We start from the raw sequence: 13624 nt of genomic DNA on the forward strand, positions 1-13624 counted from the left end.
ACGTCGAGCCACTCGCGCGTTCGCGCATAGCGATCGTCATGCTGGTCGAATTCGAGGCCGTATTGCGTCGCCTCGTCAGCCCACCACGACGACACGACGTTGAGCGCCAGTCGACCGCCCGCAATATTGTCGATGTTTGCCGCCTGCTTGGCGAACAAAGCGGGCTGATGAAAATTGGGCCGCACTGCGACCATGAGCTCGATCGTCTCACTGACCGCGGCGAGCGCGGCAGCGGTCGACCATGCGTCGAGCGCCGGTTCCTCGATGCCCTTGATGTCGTTGAGGTTGAGTTCGGCAATCAGCGACAGGTCCCAGCCAGTCTGCTCGCTGCGCTGCGTCAAGCGGCGGACATAGTCCCAGCTCGCCTCCATGCCCTCGTCGGAAACGTTGCGCAGCCAGCCGCCAAAAACCGGCATCCAATAGCCAAACCTCATGCCGAATTCCTCGCTTCGATGCGCGTTTCAAGATAGTCGACAAGGCGCTCGTGAGGGTCCCAGCCGAGCACTTCGAGCGGATTGGCAACGAAGTTCGACAAAGCGTTGACGTCGTAGAACAGTGCCTTTCCCGTCGCGTCATCAATCATCATCTCTACTCCGCCGACATCGATATCGCATGCCGCAACAATGCGTTCGGCCGCCGCGATATGCTCATCGCTTGGCTCGACCTTCGTCATTTGGACGACCGGCCGCCCAGGTTGCGCGATGCACGCGTCGGCCGGGCAAAGATCAAAATTGTCGCCGCCACTGGTAACCGAGATGGCATAGAGATAGCGTTCGGCGAGCGTCTCGATACGCGTGATCGTGCCACCGCGCGGACTGGCGAGACGCTGCACCAACAGGACGCCGTCGACGCTATTAGGGACCGTTCGCCCGACAATCGCCGCGTTGAGCCCTTCGGCATCGTCATAACGCACGATGCCTGCCCCAGCGCCGCCGATATTGGCCTTGATCAGCAGCGGAAATCCTATTTCTGCCGCGGCCTGAGCGATCTGATCGTGCCGATGCACGATCCGCGTTGTTGGAAAATCGATGCCGAGAGCCGAGAGCTTGGCGAGTTGGCGCGCCTTGCTGGCATCGAAACCGAGCGCCGAGGCACCATTGATGAGCGCCGCGCCGCACTGCTCCCAATGCTCGAACGCCGACATCGCGCTGAAAATGCCATGGTCGCCTGTGCGCAAGATACTCGACATGGCGAGTCGGTTGAAAATGACCCGCGCCGGCGGTTCACGGTTCGCAGGGTCGAACGATAGCTCGGCCATTGGTATCTTGACGTAGGAAATCCCGCGCGTGTCGAGCGCGGCAAAAAGCGGTTCGAACCACAGGGGATGTTCGTAGACGATGGCTAGGTCGTTTGTCATCGCTGACAGATAGGACCGCCGATCCGATATGCAACGCACACGGAATGCGCGTCCGTTTTTTCCTCCTTGGGATCCTCAAGCCGCCGTTCCGCAAACGGCCCACTAGCTGCCTGTTGGGCTTCGACTTTAACCACTGTATTGAAACGCGCCTAGCCGCGGTCATTATAAGGTAGCCACTCGAAGCCAGATAGCAGCCGAACGATTGTTGAGCAGCGGCGAACGGGCCCACTGCTAAACTAATGTACCTGTTGTTTATTGAGACGGCGAAGCTGTCTAAAGGCTTGCAAGAGCGCGGTTGTCAAACTGACCAGGAAATTCACGCTGGATTTCAACCTTGCGCTCGATCGCGCTGATGATCTTCTCGGCGAAGTTCTTCCCCGCCAGCTTATTGCATGTGTGCAGATTGCCGGGGCTGAAAACGTTGACCTCGAGAATCTTGTCGCCGACGATGTCGATCCCGACAAGGAACATGCCGTCCGAGATCAGCTTGGGGCGGATCAGCTCGGCAACGCGCAGCTCGGTCTCGCCGACTTCGGCCTTGACCGCCTTGCCGCCCGCATGGATGTTGCTGCGGATGTCGTCGGGCGACTGGACGCGGCGCAGCGCGCAGAACTTCTTGTCGATGCTGAGCGGCTCGCCGTTCATCATGAACAGGCGGATATCGCCCTTGGTCGCGGCCTTCACATATTCCTGCGCAATGATGTAGCCGTCGCGCTCGATCGCCTCGATCATCTGGTTCATGTTCGACGCCGACTTGCCGTCGACCTTGAACACGCCCGATCCGCCCGAACCCTGCAGCGGTTTGAGGATGATGTTGCCGCCGTGCTTCTTGGCGAATTCCTTGATGTCGGCGGGATGCTTGGTGATCAGCGTCTCGGCGCGGACTTCGGTCGGGAAGCTCTCGAAATACATCTTGTTGATTGCGCGCCCTAGGCTGTCGGGATCGTTTAGGACGATGACGCCGCGCTTCACCGCCTCGCGCCCAAACAATATGCCCGCGTCCTCGGCCCAGGGGCGGTCCTGCGCATCGTTCGACGGATCGCTGCGCAGCATCAGCACGTCGAGCTCGGCGATGTCGAGCTTGCTCGTCTTGTTCGCGACTTTCTTCAGTTCGGCGAAGAACTTGGTGTGGTCCTCATAGCCGCCCTTGGGCGGGGTCGGTGCTGCGCGGACATGGACCGACATGCCGCCGCCGGGTTCGAGGACGAAATCCTCGGGCGTCATATAATAGACGTCATGACCATGCACGGCGGCCTGCGCGGCCAGCACTGTGGTCGCATAATTGGGAAATTCATCGGCCATCGAATTGACGAAAAAGGCGATCTTCATGGATGTGTTCCGATCATAGGAGCGAGGAAAGCGAAGGGTTTTGGCGGAATGCCGCGATCCTGTCCCGGACGTCGTCGCGCGTCAGGAAGGCGGGGGTAAACAACGGTTTGCGCAGCAGCCCGCGCAGCGCGAACTCCTCGATCACCGCGATATGTTGCGGCGCGATTTTGCCGTACCAATAGGGCGTCAGGTCGCCGCCCGCGGCGATGAGGTCGAGCACGGTCTTGAACCCGCGCAGGTAGATGACGTCCTTGGCAAAGCCGCCCGAGCGATAGATGCGCGCGGTGATGTTGAACGCGCCGCGCGCCGAAAATCCGTGCGTGTCGTGGAGCAGGCGGAAGCATTCTACGAAGCTCGCGCCCGCAATCATCGCATCGACCCCGACGACGCGCGCGGCGAGCGCGCGCAGCCGTGCCCAGGTCAGTCCGCCGACCGCCCATTCGGCGAATACGCCAAGGCCTTCCTGGACGCCTTCATACTGGGCAAGGCCGGTGCGGAACATCGCCAGCCCCTGCTGCGCGCCGTTGACCCAGGTCAGCGCATGGATGCTGATTTCGTGGTGGAGCAGCGGCTCGAGTCGGTGCGCGGGCATGTTGGTCGCGGTCGAGATCAGCACCTTGTTGCCCGACACCATCAGCCCGGCGGCGATATCCTCGCGCAGTTCGACCGCGACGTCGAAGCGATCATCCTGCGCGCGATAGGCACCGACCAGCGTACGCGCGCCGCGTTCGACCGCGTAGCAATCGACGCTCCCGCCGTCGGAATCGGACTTGGGCCGCTTGCTCGCCAATATGTCGATCGCCGAATCGCGCAGGTCGCGTTCGACGGTGCCATAGAGCAGCATCGAGGCGTGTCGGAAATTAGGCGTGTTGCGCGCCGCCAGCATCGTCAACTGGTAATCGACCTCCTGGCGCTTTTCGGAAAACAGGTTTTCGAGCATCGGCGCTTCGACGCTCTTGAGGTCGATCGCATAGAGCGCGCGCTTGGCCAGATCGGGATCGACCGTCAGCGGGCGATAGCGGAACTTGGGAGTCTCTTCGAACCCGCTCTCGCTGAACTTCGCGAACGCCTTTTCGGTGTTGATCGGCGAAACGCTGAGGAGGAAATCATAGCTGCGGCAAATCTCGTCGAGCTTGCCATCGGCCGATTTGGCCGCATCGATGAACGAGCTGCGGCCGAGCGCGCGATGGTGTTGGGGCGCAGCCTCGCCGGCCGCCGCCATGAAGGCCTTGGCGGCCTTCAGCAGCGCATCGAAAATCTCGATCGACAGGTCGTGGAACAGCTGCGGATAGATGCCGTTCCCGTCGGGGCGCTGATAGTTTTGCGGCAGCGCGAGCGAAAGATGCGAGAAGCGCGGATCGCCCGCGACAATCGCCTCGATCCCGGGCTCCCAGTGCTGCGGCTTGTCGCGCTCGATTGTGCAGTGGCGCAGATCGACCTTCACCTTGGCGAGTGTCGCGGCTAGCGTATCGGCGGCGGCGCGCGCAGCAATGTCTTCGCTCGAGGAAATCGTCGCGGTAAACTCGGGCAGTTTGGCGGCTTTGGCTAAAACCTGCTCGGCGGGCTCACGATCGTGGACGGAAATGAGCAATATCCGCTCGCAGCTTTCGGCCTGGTGGCGGAGGACCGCATCGATCGCTTCGAGCGCAGCCGCGTCGTCTATTCCCTCTGGCCAGACGGCGTAGGCCGAACTCGTCACCGCGATCCGCTTGGCCAGGCTGTCGGGATGTTCGGGGTCGAACCGGTTGAGGACGAGGAAAGGCAAGGGCCGGTCGATATGGATCCGGCCCTCGCAGCCGCACCCCTGCCGCAACGCGCCGGTCGGGCCGAATTCGGGTATGAAGGCGTCGTTCGCCCCCGCGTCGCCCGGCTCGGTTGCGCTGTCAGAGAGCATCGAGACGGTCCCGCGCGACCTCGGCAGCGTGCGTGATCAGCCCGCGCATCGCGGCAAGCTCGGCGGGGTCGGGGGTGCCCGACCATTCGTCCATGAAGAACTTCTTGAATTCGATCGCGATGGCGCAGCCAACGTGCGGATAGCGTTCGTGGACGAAGCGCGTCTGTTCGCCCTTGCCTTGGAACGCGACATTTTCGCGTACGTCGAGCCGGCGGCCGTTGAAATTGAAGTCGCGCATTGCCTCGATCACCGGGTCGAGCACGGGTGCCCAATAATCGCGCGGCATCGAAAACGTGCCGATATTGATGTCGGGCGCGTCGTCTTGCGGCGTCGGTTCGGCATTGGGGCCGTCGCGTCGGTGGTTGTAGCTATGTACGTCTAGAAGGACGAAGCGGCCATGACGTTCGGCCAGATCGTCGAGCAATCCGCCGAGCATCCGGTAGTAGCTGGTATGCAGTTCGAGCGAGTGGGCGACGACCTCTTCAGTCGGCGGCGCGTGCCAGATGTCGAGTCCCCAGGCCATGTCGGGGGTGCGATAGATCGCGCTGTCCGACGCGCGATTGAGGTCGAATTCAAAACGCGATCGCGCCGCTACGATATGCGTCGCAATGGCTTCGATTGCTTGGCCGGTGTGTGGATCCTCCTCGCGCAGCCGGCCTGCATCGTCGAGCTTCATCGCCGCACGAACCTCGTCGCGCAGGCCGTTGCCGTCGTGGATAGCGGTCGCCAGAACCGGGTCATCGCCGCGCTGTATGCGCCATAATATTGGATGATCTGTAGGCATCGTGGCCCTCGCTATTGTCGCAAAGGGTAACCGCTAGAGCGCGCTATTGTTTCATAACGGAAATGAAATCCTCTTGTGTCGCCTCACCAATAACGCAGCTATGAATTGAAAATCCGCCGCCAAGACCGCGCGCTCGAAATCTACCGATCGGCTTTTCGGTAATTGAAGCCATCATGCCAGCAGCCCGACCAGAACCGATCGGCCGATTTATAATTGACCCCCTGGATTGCTCTGCCACAAATGCTATTTATTCAAGGATTGCTAAGCGCAAGCGCCAAATCTTGAAGAAACCGCTGGTTCGCAACCTTATCGGCTCCTCACCCGTTCGTTGTAAATGATCAAAATATTATCGCTCTCGACCGCCGCGCTCGCGCTATCGATCACCCCCGCCGCAAGCCAAACGAATGATGCCAAGCAGGGCAAAGCGGCTGAAGCGTCGTTCTCGGTCAGCATTCCAGATACGCTTTTCGCCGGCGAGCGTACACGAGAGATGCTTGTCACCCAGATCTTGCTTGATGCCGCGGGCCATTCCCCTGGCGTGATCGATGGCTACGGCGGCGGCAACACGTCGCGCGCAATTGCGGCATTCGAACTGGCTAACGGGTTGAACTCCGACGGCAAGATCGACGCGAAGACAAGCGCGGCTTTGCGGAAGGGGTCAGAGGGTGGGTTGTTGCGCCATTATGCCTTGAGCGAAGCCGATGTTGCGGGTCCGTATAAGACGGTTCCAGGCGGCATGGCGGCACAGGCGAAACAGGACCGCCTGGGTTACGCGAGCGCCGTCGAGGCCTTGGCCGAGAAATTCCACATGGCACAGGGCCTGCTTGAAGCGCTCAATCCGGAGGTCGACTTCGCCACTGCCAAGGCCGGAACGCAGATCACGGTCGCGGCAGTACGAAACTCGCAGTTGCCTGCAGTTGCGCGGATCGAGGTTGATAAGGCCAAATCCGAAGTGCGGGCATATGACGGAGACGGCAAGATGGTCGCAAGCTATCCTGCCACGGTGGGGAGCAACGATTTTCCCTCGCCGAGCGGCAAGATGAAGGTGGCTGCCATCGCCGCCGATGCCAATTACACCTTCGATCCTACCGACCAGGAATGGGGTGGCGACACGGCACTGACGCTGCCGCCGGGTCCGAACAATCCGGTCGGCGGCGTGTGGATCGACCTTGGCAAGGACGGCTACGGCATCCACGGCTCGCCCGATCCAAAATTGATAGGCAAAACGGCGAGCCATGGCTGTGTTCGCTTAACCAACTGGGACGCGCGCAAATTGATGGGCGCGGTAAAGGCTGGCGAAGCGGAAGTCGTGTTCGTCTAGAGTAGTCCGCGTGCAGCCGGCCGGGTGGGTGAGGGCCTAGGACCGGCTTACAAGCAATGATGTCCATTCTGCTTGATCAGTCCGGCCGCCTCATCCTGAACAATTGATCCTCGGTGAACTCGAAATAATCGGCCGGGCCGCCGCCACGCATTATCGGACGCGGACGCGCAGTCTGGTAGACACCATCTTCGAGCGTGGCCGTGTCGATATGGATACCGACCGCCTCGCCGATCACGAGCCACTGGTCGAGCTCACGACCTTCTTTGGTCTGAAGCTGGATGAGCTGGGTCAAACGACACTCAAAATGGACCGGGCTGCCTGCCACGCGATCGGCTTTGACGAGCGAAGAGGGCAACGCGTCTAGACCAGCTAGATCGAACTCGTCGACGTCGGAGGCCACGTTTGCCGAGCTCGCGTTCATCTGCTCCACCTGAGCCATAGTCGCAAGGTTCCAGACAAAGGTGCCCGTTGCCTTCACATTGGCGACCGAATCCTTCCAACCCGTCGACGAGAAAGCGATCAGCGGCGGGCGATAGTTGATCAGGTTGAAGAAGCTGTAAGGTGCCAGGTTGCGCACGCCATCTGCGCTTACCGTCGACACCCACCCGATTGGGCGCGGCGCGACGATGGCATTGAGCGGATCGTGCGGCAGCCGGTGCCCGTCGGCGGGCTCGTAGAAGTGATATTCGGTCATATTAGGAATATGCTCGGCCAGCGGCCTACTTCAAGGGCGGCGGATGCTCCCGTCGAAGCGGTGGCTGCGATTTGAGAGTTGGTCATGCCCTCGCGATCGAGAACAAATGCGCCAAAACCTCTGCAGCGATCATAGGCGATGACGGTTAGTTACACCGATGAGCTCTGATGGATCCGGGAAAACGAGCCTATCGTTTGAACCTGCCCCAACAGAAAGCCCCTAAAGAGAGCCTGGTTCAGGTTAGCCAATCATGTTTCGAACCCTCGCTTCCTAATCGTAGGTCCACCATTCTTGTGTGACAACGTAAGCGAGCTAATGTCACCCAATGAGCAACGATCCTATTTACCTATCTGAAGCAGTAGAGAAGTTTCTGGGGAAAAGCGGCGATCTCGCCAAACTTGCCGCGGGCATCAAACTGAAACCTGCAAGCGTGCGACGAGAACCATTGCCAGAAGATTGGAAGGGGCACCGCGTAATCGTAACGCCCGCATCAAAGGGCTATCAGAAATACATAGATTTACGCAAAGGTTTGATCGAAGCGCTGATCGAAGGAATAAATTCTCAGAAATGGGTCGTATCTGGGCGGATTGGCAATCAGCGCGAAACGATCTTGGGCGAATATATCGCCAGCTTTTCGGCTAACCGTATCAGCCTCACGTCCAACATTATTGGCCCATTCTCAGATGTTCGGCTGGATGTCTATGTACCGTCCCGCGACGACAAAATCATCGAAGAGATTGAGGGGATCTGTCGGTCCTGCGTTCCGAAGCAGCCCGGATCCAGGTACGAAGATATCTACCATAAAGTTTTCGCCATCATAGGCGGATTGGAGATTGGTGAATTCAAAAAGGCTTGGAAAAAGGCCGATATCGATCCAGCTTATAGGAAGCCTGGCCCTCCATTTCGGCTTGGTAAGGATGAACAGGTCTAATCTCGCTTCTAATTAGATCTTATTAAGCCGCTACGGTTTGTATCTCTAGCGAACCTCCAACTACCAGGAGGTTTTTATGAACGAGCAAATACCACCTTTTATGACCACTAAAGCGCTGGCGAAGCGCTGGAGCGTTAGCCCCCGAAGCTTGGAGGGACAGCGCCAGAGGAATGTCGGTCCGCGTTGGGTAAAGATCGGAGGGTCCGTTCGATATCCTCGCTCAGAAATCGAGCGGTTTGAGAACTGGTTTACCCATTCGGACTTTACCGGTGCGTGAGGGTGCAGTCCGGCGTCTCGATCTCGCATTCGACTATCCAGATCTCAGCATGCGCGATCGAGCGATCCTTTTAGTAATGGCAAGGAGGGCAAACGTGACCGGTGAGTTCTTCCAATCCCAGGCTCGGACCGCACGTGAGGCTGGTTGTAATGTCCGTACAGTTCGACGGGCAACGCAATCTCTTTTGGATAACGGCCTGATAAGTCGCATCCCAAGCAACAGACCGACTGACAGGTTTCGTGTTCTGGATGACTTTATCCCGGCCAATAAGTCCGGCAAATAGGACTTTGAGACCAAATGAACCGGACAGATTGTCCGACAGAATCTAAACTAGGAATCCAAAGAGAATCCTACGGAAGCTAAGGCTACCAGTTTTGGGTAGCTTTTGCTTTTTGGATCACGCTTTTGAGAACCAATCGGAGCGCCGGCAATGGTGCCGAGGCGCATTACGAAGCGAAGCGTTGGGTGACCGAAGGGGGGGGGATCTGAAACCCTACAGCCTTTCGATCTGAGACCGGCGTGGTTCAAAAAAAAGCGCGAGATCAAGATAGCGTAGGGGGGGTAAGATTTCGGCCTGCTTCGTCTGCAGCGCAGCCTAGCGCGGCAATGCGAATGCTGTCCGACAGGTTAGAACGGGCGATGCTGACAGAGGCGCGTCATTTCGCCGAGCTTGACCTTGCGCAGATCTCGCCGTCATTGAGCAGCCGCAGGGCAGTCGTTATGAATGCGCCGGCCGTTGTCCCATCGCTCCACGTACACAGCGTATCCACCAGCCAACAGGATGCACGATACGTCTTGCTTGTCTGCGAACACGAGCGCCAGCGTTCGGCCGTATCGATCTTTAGCGACGCGCTCGATCGTGAGGCGCTTTTGAGCGATGGCTTGTTCAAGGGCGAGCTTTGACTCGAGTGGATCGCCTTCAACGCATGTCCTGTCTTGTCGGCAATGGCCTGGCATTTCCGGTGCATCGATCCCCAGCAAACGAACGCGCTCATCCTGGCATCGCAATGTGTCGCCATCAGTCACCGAGCATGCCGAAAGGGGCTCGCGATCTCGCGTGGTTGGTGAGACCGCAGCACAGGCAACCAGCGATGCAGCGAGCATTACGACTAAGGAAAGTCCAACCAACCACACAGCGATCGTTATCCACCCCGACTTAGGCTCGGGGTCCAGGGGGTGCGGCCATAGTTTCATTCCTGGTTACTATCGTGGTTCGCCACCGAATGTCGAGAATGGGCTCAGGGCCGCGCTCGGTGAGGCACTCTCATCCGACAGTTGCTTCTCCCAAAATTCGCCTCGTTCTACTGAACGTAAAGACAGACGGTTAATGGTAATCGTCCCTGACAGTTGACTCTTATCGCATTTTATCATCAGTTTAGCGAAGCCGTCGGGGCGACGGCAACTAAACAGGGGTTTTATAATGATTCGATATTTGACTGCTGCGGCGCTTTGCGCGTCGCCGATCGCCATTGCGCACGCGCAGACTGTCCCAGCTCCCGTAGCTATTCAGCCGGTAGCGCCGCAGCCCTCTGAGCTGCAGCCCATTGCTATCCAGCCTGTCGCCGCACTGGCACCGGCGGCGAACGGTCAGGCAGTTCTACGCGCCGGCACCGAAATCTCGCTCGCAATGGCGGAAGAGGTTACGACCAAGAAGAAGGTTGCAAAGGTCGGACAGCGGTTTCAGCTCACGGTGACCGCGCCGGTCGAGGTCAACGGCGTGACCGTCATTCCGACTGGTTCGCCCGCTTGGGGCGAGATCACTAGCGTCCGCAATAAAGGCATGTGGGGGAAGTCTGGCAAGCTTGAAGCCAAGCTTCTGTTCGTTCGCGTAAATGGACGCCAGATCCGTCTGACAGGCACCTTTGACGACAAAGGGGTCACCGGCACCGCGGGCGTCGTTGGAGCGATTGCATTTGTCCCGGTCGCGGGCTTCTTCGTCACCGGTACCAGTGCCACGCTGCCAATGAACGGTCCGGTCAAAGGCTTTATCGACGAAGATGTGCCGCTTGCCATGCAAGCTGCTGCTGTAGCTCCGCTTGAGGTGCCTGCTGCACAGCCGATGGTCGTTGCCGCTCCTGTAGCGGTTGAGGCAGCGTCTGAAGCCGACGCTGGGGGCGAATAACTACAAGCTAATGCGGCGTGGGATCGGCCTTCGTGAGTTGGTCGATCCGCGCCGCAATAGCCTTCCAAACACGGATCCCGTCTGTGTCGCCAGCAAGCGCCAATTCTCCAATTCGATTGGCGACGAATAGAGGGGCATCGCCACCATGCTGGCTCAGAACGGTCGAAGCACAAGCCCACAATTCTTGCTGGGGAGTCATCTTGCAACGCTACGGTCTAGCGATCCCAGATGTCTAGAAGGCTCGTTGGACCGGCTCCGCACCAGCGGCAATCTGCTGGGGCTATTTGCTAGGGAGAAAGTCTATGAAGACGTTGATGATGTTGGGTGCCGCGCTAGCGTTCGCGCCTATCCCCGCGTCGGTTCCCATATGCGGGAGCGGAGTAGCGGGCGCGGCGGTCGGATGCTGTAAGACTTGTCACAAGGGAAAAGCATGCGGTGACAGCTGTATTGCTCGCGAAAAGACTTGCACCAAAGGCAAAGGCTGCGCCTGTAACGGCTAAGCGAAATACAAAAAGCAGGGACGGGCTCCAAGCCAACTCGCGCATGCCGGCCATGGCTGAAGCCTCATCTTAGACTCTATGATGAGTTGCCTCCTAGCGGACTATGAGACAATCGAAGATGATGCATCGAACCTTTGTTTCCCTACCTGCTTCCGATCTCCAATTTGTAAGCGACCATGAGCTGTATGGTCAGTTGGCTGGAAAGCTTTCCTTTCCCGTAGAGCCGGCTCAGCGCTTTGCCTGGAACTACCAGATTCGGCATTTGCGCGAGCTTGCGCGAGAATTGCCCGGCGCGCATTTCTCGATGGAGTTTCTGATCCCAAGGATGGGGAGAAGGGCTGACCTCATAATCCTTCACTCGGGAATTATATTCGTCGTCGAATATAAGGTCGGGTCAAAAAGCTTCGATCGCTCAAGCCTCAATCAGGCATATGGCTATGGCCTCGATCTCAAGCACTTTCACGAGCCAAGTCACGATCTCGCTGTGGTACCAATTCTGGTGGCGACGGAGGCTGAAGAGTCCATCGTTGCACCTCTCGAATGGGACGAGGACAGCCTGGCACAGCCCCTTCGGGTAAATTCCGATCAGCTCGCTCCGGCCATTAACTTCATCTGTCGGGTCTGGGGACAGGGTCAGGAAATCGATCCTTCGGCTTGGTTGGCCGGCCGGTACCGCCCGACCCCTACGATCGTTGAAGCTGCACAAGCACTGTACAGTGGACACGACGTCGAGGAGATCTCACGCTCGGAAGCCGGCGCGGAAAATTTAACAAAAACTGCTGACTATGTCTCGGCAGCAATTGAAAGCGCGAAGGCTGACGGGAAGAAGATCATCTGCTTTATCACCGGCGTCCCTGGGTCTGGAAAGACCCTCGCTGGCCTCAATCTAGCAACCGCGCGGCAACGAGCACACTCCGATGAGCATGCTGTTTTCCTGTCGGGCAATGGACCTCTCGTAGCTGTTCTTCGCGAAGCCCTCGCCCTTGATGCAGTGGCTCGAGCGAACGCCGAAGGTAAGTCCACCTCGAAGACGTTAGAGAAGCGGCAGGCGTCCGCCTTCATTCAGAACATCCACCATTTTCGCGATGAAGCTCTCACATCGAACCTACCACCTGACGAGAAGGTCGCTGTGTTTGATGAGGCTCAGCGAGCTTGGGATGTTGAACAAACATCGAAATTTATGCAGCAGAAGAAGGGGCAGGTAGGCTTTGCCATGTCAGAGCCTGAATTCCTGCTCAGCGTAATGGACCGACATCCAGGCTGGTGTGCGATAGTCTGTTTGGTCGGCGGCGGGCAGGAGATTAACACCGGCGAAGCCGGCATCGACGAGTGGCTAAGGGCGTTGAAAAGGTCGTTTCCTCATTGGGAAGCGCATATCCCTGACGCACTGCAAACAAGCGTTGAGCTGCCGCGACAAGTCCATGCTCCCGCACTCCATCTCGCCACCTCAATCCGCTCTTTCAGGGCTGAGAAGTTATCGGATTTTGTGGGCCATCTGATCGATGGGGATGCGGCGGCGGCGAAGCAAATTCATGAGGAGCTGTCAGAGTATCCTCTATTGATCACCCGTGACCTTGGAGCAGCGCGCAATTGGCTTAGGTCTCGCCGAAGGGGGAACGAGAGAGCGGGCCTGCTTGCCTCGTCCAACGCCGCGCGGCTCAAGCCCCACGGTATTTTCGTCAAAGCTAAGATTGAACCTGAAAAGTGGTTTCTAGCTGATGTCGATGACGTGCGATCATCAGATGCGTTGGAGGATGCCGCCACTGAATTTGATGTTCAGGGATTAGAACTTGATTGGGCCTGTTTATGCTGGGACGCGAACTTACGCTGGATCGATGGCGAGTGGCGCACGCTGCAGTTTCGTGGTTCGCAATGGCAATCCGTCAACGATCCCGAGCGCCAGGCGTATATCGCGAATTCCTATAGAGTTCTTTTGACCAGGGCGCGGCAAGGGCTCGTGATTTTCGTCCCCAATGGCGATGAAAGCGATCACACTCGGCCACCGTCAGTTTACGATTCTATCTTTAAATTTTTAGCATCGTGCGGATTCGCTTTGCTCTAGCTGGCAGCCTAAATCTTCTCTCGGATTCCGAGGGTCGAGAAGAACAAAATTCGGATTTTGGCCAGTCGCAGACTGCTGGATAAATTCACAGCTCCAGACTCAGAAGTAACGATTAGCGAAACTGGAAACTGACAAGCCAAGCAGGATTACAGCGCCGGGCCATCGCGACCTTGCCGGGCCGGGTCCTCCCGAAGTTCGATCAGGCCGCGACAGAGTATGGTATCGAGTGTGTGCTGTGCACCCCTACCTAGGTTCTCATTTCCTGCCTGCGAGCCTCTGCCGTCCTGGCATTGCAGGTGTGGGGCTTGTGGCGGTCACTGACGAGTTGCGGGAAATGGGAGCACTGCCATGCT

General features: G+C 58.3%; 13 protein-coding genes. 5 read left to right on the top strand and 8 right to left on the bottom strand.

From position 1 onward, the window contains the following. From FSZ31_RS12020 to FSZ31_RS12040, 5 genes are all read right to left on the bottom strand, one after another. Positions 1–434 (bottom strand): LLM class flavin-dependent oxidoreductase (locus FSZ31_RS12020; protein WP_147123662.1); only part of this gene is annotated, 434 nt, incomplete at its 3' end. Then, positions 431–1357, bottom strand: coding sequence for an ATP-grasp domain-containing protein (locus tag FSZ31_RS12025; protein ID WP_147123663.1), 927 nt, complete (start codon positions 1355–1357; stop codon positions 431–433). The genes FSZ31_RS12020 and FSZ31_RS12025, both read right to left, overlap by 4 nt. A 273-nt stretch (positions 1358–1630) precedes the next feature. Then, entirely contained in the window at positions 1631–2686 is a 1056-nt protein-coding gene (locus FSZ31_RS12030) for a glutathione synthetase (RefSeq protein WP_147123664.1), read from the bottom strand. Positions 2687–2699: 13 nt separating this feature from the next. Then, positions 2700–4580 (bottom strand): flavohemoglobin expression-modulating QEGLA motif protein, encoded by a 1881-nt coding sequence (locus FSZ31_RS12035; protein WP_147123665.1) that lies wholly within the window; start codon positions 4578–4580, stop codon positions 2700–2702. Continuing rightward, positions 4570–5364 carry an N-formylglutamate amidohydrolase gene (locus tag FSZ31_RS12040; protein WP_147123666.1) on the bottom strand — a complete coding sequence of 265 codons (795 nt, stop codon included), beginning with the start codon at positions 5362–5364 and terminating at the stop codon, positions 4570–4572. The genes FSZ31_RS12035 and FSZ31_RS12040 overlap by 11 nt, the downstream gene beginning before the upstream one ends. A gap of 334 nt (positions 5365–5698) precedes the next feature. Between FSZ31_RS12040 and FSZ31_RS12045 the strand changes: the two genes are divergently transcribed. Beyond that, positions 5699–6685, top strand: coding sequence for a L,D-transpeptidase family protein (locus FSZ31_RS12045; RefSeq protein WP_201739181.1), 987 nt, complete (start codon positions 5699–5701; stop codon positions 6683–6685). A gap of 76 nt (positions 6686–6761) precedes the next feature. Here FSZ31_RS12045 and FSZ31_RS12050 read toward each other — a convergent pair whose 3' ends face one another. Then, positions 6762–7379 (bottom strand): flavin reductase family protein, encoded by a 618-nt coding sequence (locus tag FSZ31_RS12050; protein WP_147123667.1) that lies wholly within the window; start codon positions 7377–7379, stop codon positions 6762–6764. A 325-nt stretch (positions 7380–7704) separates the two neighbouring features. Here FSZ31_RS12050 and FSZ31_RS12055 point away from each other — a divergent pair, with 325 nt between their 5' ends. Both FSZ31_RS12055 and FSZ31_RS13120 read left to right on the top strand, forming a co-directional pair. Further along, complete coding sequence (locus tag FSZ31_RS12055; protein ID WP_147123668.1) at positions 7705–8310, top strand: hypothetical protein; 606 nt, start codon at positions 7705–7707, stop codon at positions 8308–8310. A 326-nt stretch (positions 8311–8636) separates the two neighbouring features. Continuing rightward, positions 8637–8870 carry a helix-turn-helix domain-containing protein gene (locus FSZ31_RS13120; RefSeq protein ID WP_408021667.1) on the top strand — a complete coding sequence of 78 codons (234 nt, stop codon included), beginning with the start codon at positions 8637–8639 and terminating at the stop codon, positions 8868–8870. Between the two features lie 410 nt (positions 8871–9280). Here FSZ31_RS13120 and FSZ31_RS12070 read toward each other — a convergent pair whose 3' ends face one another. After that, positions 9281–9781 (bottom strand): thermonuclease family protein, encoded by a 501-nt coding sequence (locus tag FSZ31_RS12070; RefSeq protein WP_328592400.1) that lies wholly within the window; start codon positions 9779–9781, stop codon positions 9281–9283. Positions 9782–10007: 226 nt separating this feature from the next. Here FSZ31_RS12070 and FSZ31_RS12075 point away from each other — a divergent pair, with 226 nt between their 5' ends. Next, a complete protein-coding gene (locus FSZ31_RS12075; RefSeq protein WP_328592401.1) occupies positions 10008–10709 on the top strand; it encodes a hypothetical protein in 702 nt (233 codons plus the stop codon). Positions 10710–10716: 7 nt separating this feature from the next. Here the strand turns inward: FSZ31_RS12075 and FSZ31_RS13125 are convergent, their stop codons facing one another. After that, on the bottom strand, positions 10717–10908 hold the full coding sequence (locus FSZ31_RS13125) for a DUF6961 family protein (RefSeq protein ID WP_147123671.1): 192 nt from the start codon (positions 10906–10908) through the stop codon (positions 10717–10719). Positions 10909–11327: 419 nt separating this feature from the next. Between FSZ31_RS13125 and FSZ31_RS12085 the strand changes: the two genes are divergently transcribed. Next, on the top strand, positions 11328–13271 hold the full coding sequence (locus tag FSZ31_RS12085) for a DUF2075 domain-containing protein (RefSeq protein WP_147123672.1): 1944 nt from the start codon (positions 11328–11330) through the stop codon (positions 13269–13271). Positions 13272–13624: the final 353 nt, after the last annotated feature.

Source organism: Flavisphingopyxis soli (genome assembly GCF_007995095.1).
GTDB classification, from domain to species: Bacteria; Pseudomonadota; Alphaproteobacteria; order Sphingomonadales; family Sphingomonadaceae; genus Flavisphingopyxis; species Flavisphingopyxis soli.

Excerpts from the sequence above, each read along its gene's own strand:
- FSZ31_RS12055 (WP_147123668.1), top strand. The coding sequence starts at position 7,705 with ATGAGCAACGATCCTATTTACCTATCTGAAGCAGTAGAGAAGTTTCTG.
- FSZ31_RS12030 (WP_147123664.1), bottom strand. The coding sequence starts at position 2,686 with ATGAAGATCGCCTTTTTCGTCAATTCGATGGCCGATGAATTTCCCAAT.
- FSZ31_RS12045 (WP_201739181.1), top strand. The coding sequence starts at position 5,699 with ATGATCAAAATATTATCGCTCTCGACCGCCGCGCTCGCGCTATCGATC.
- FSZ31_RS12050 (WP_147123667.1), bottom strand. The coding sequence starts at position 7,379 with ATGACCGAATATCACTTCTACGAGCCCGCCGACGGGCACCGGCTGCCG.
- FSZ31_RS12075 (WP_328592401.1), top strand. The coding sequence starts at position 10,008 with ATGATTCGATATTTGACTGCTGCGGCGCTTTGCGCGTCGCCGATCGCC.
- FSZ31_RS12085 (WP_147123672.1), top strand. The coding sequence starts at position 11,328 with ATGATGCATCGAACCTTTGTTTCCCTACCTGCTTCCGATCTCCAATTT.
- FSZ31_RS12025 (WP_147123663.1), bottom strand. The coding sequence starts at position 1,357 with ATGACAAACGACCTAGCCATCGTCTACGAACATCCCCTGTGGTTCGAA.
- FSZ31_RS12070 (WP_328592400.1), bottom strand. The coding sequence starts at position 9,781 with ATGAAACTATGGCCGCACCCCCTGGACCCCGAGCCTAAGTCGGGGTGG.
- FSZ31_RS13125 (WP_147123671.1), bottom strand. The coding sequence starts at position 10,908 with ATGACTCCCCAGCAAGAATTGTGGGCTTGTGCTTCGACCGTTCTGAGC.
- FSZ31_RS12035 (WP_147123665.1), bottom strand. The coding sequence starts at position 4,580 with ATGCTCTCTGACAGCGCAACCGAGCCGGGCGACGCGGGGGCGAACGAC.
- FSZ31_RS13120 (WP_408021667.1), top strand. The coding sequence starts at position 8,637 with ATGCGCGATCGAGCGATCCTTTTAGTAATGGCAAGGAGGGCAAACGTG.
- FSZ31_RS12040 (WP_147123666.1), bottom strand. The coding sequence starts at position 5,364 with ATGCCTACAGATCATCCAATATTATGGCGCATACAGCGCGGCGATGAC.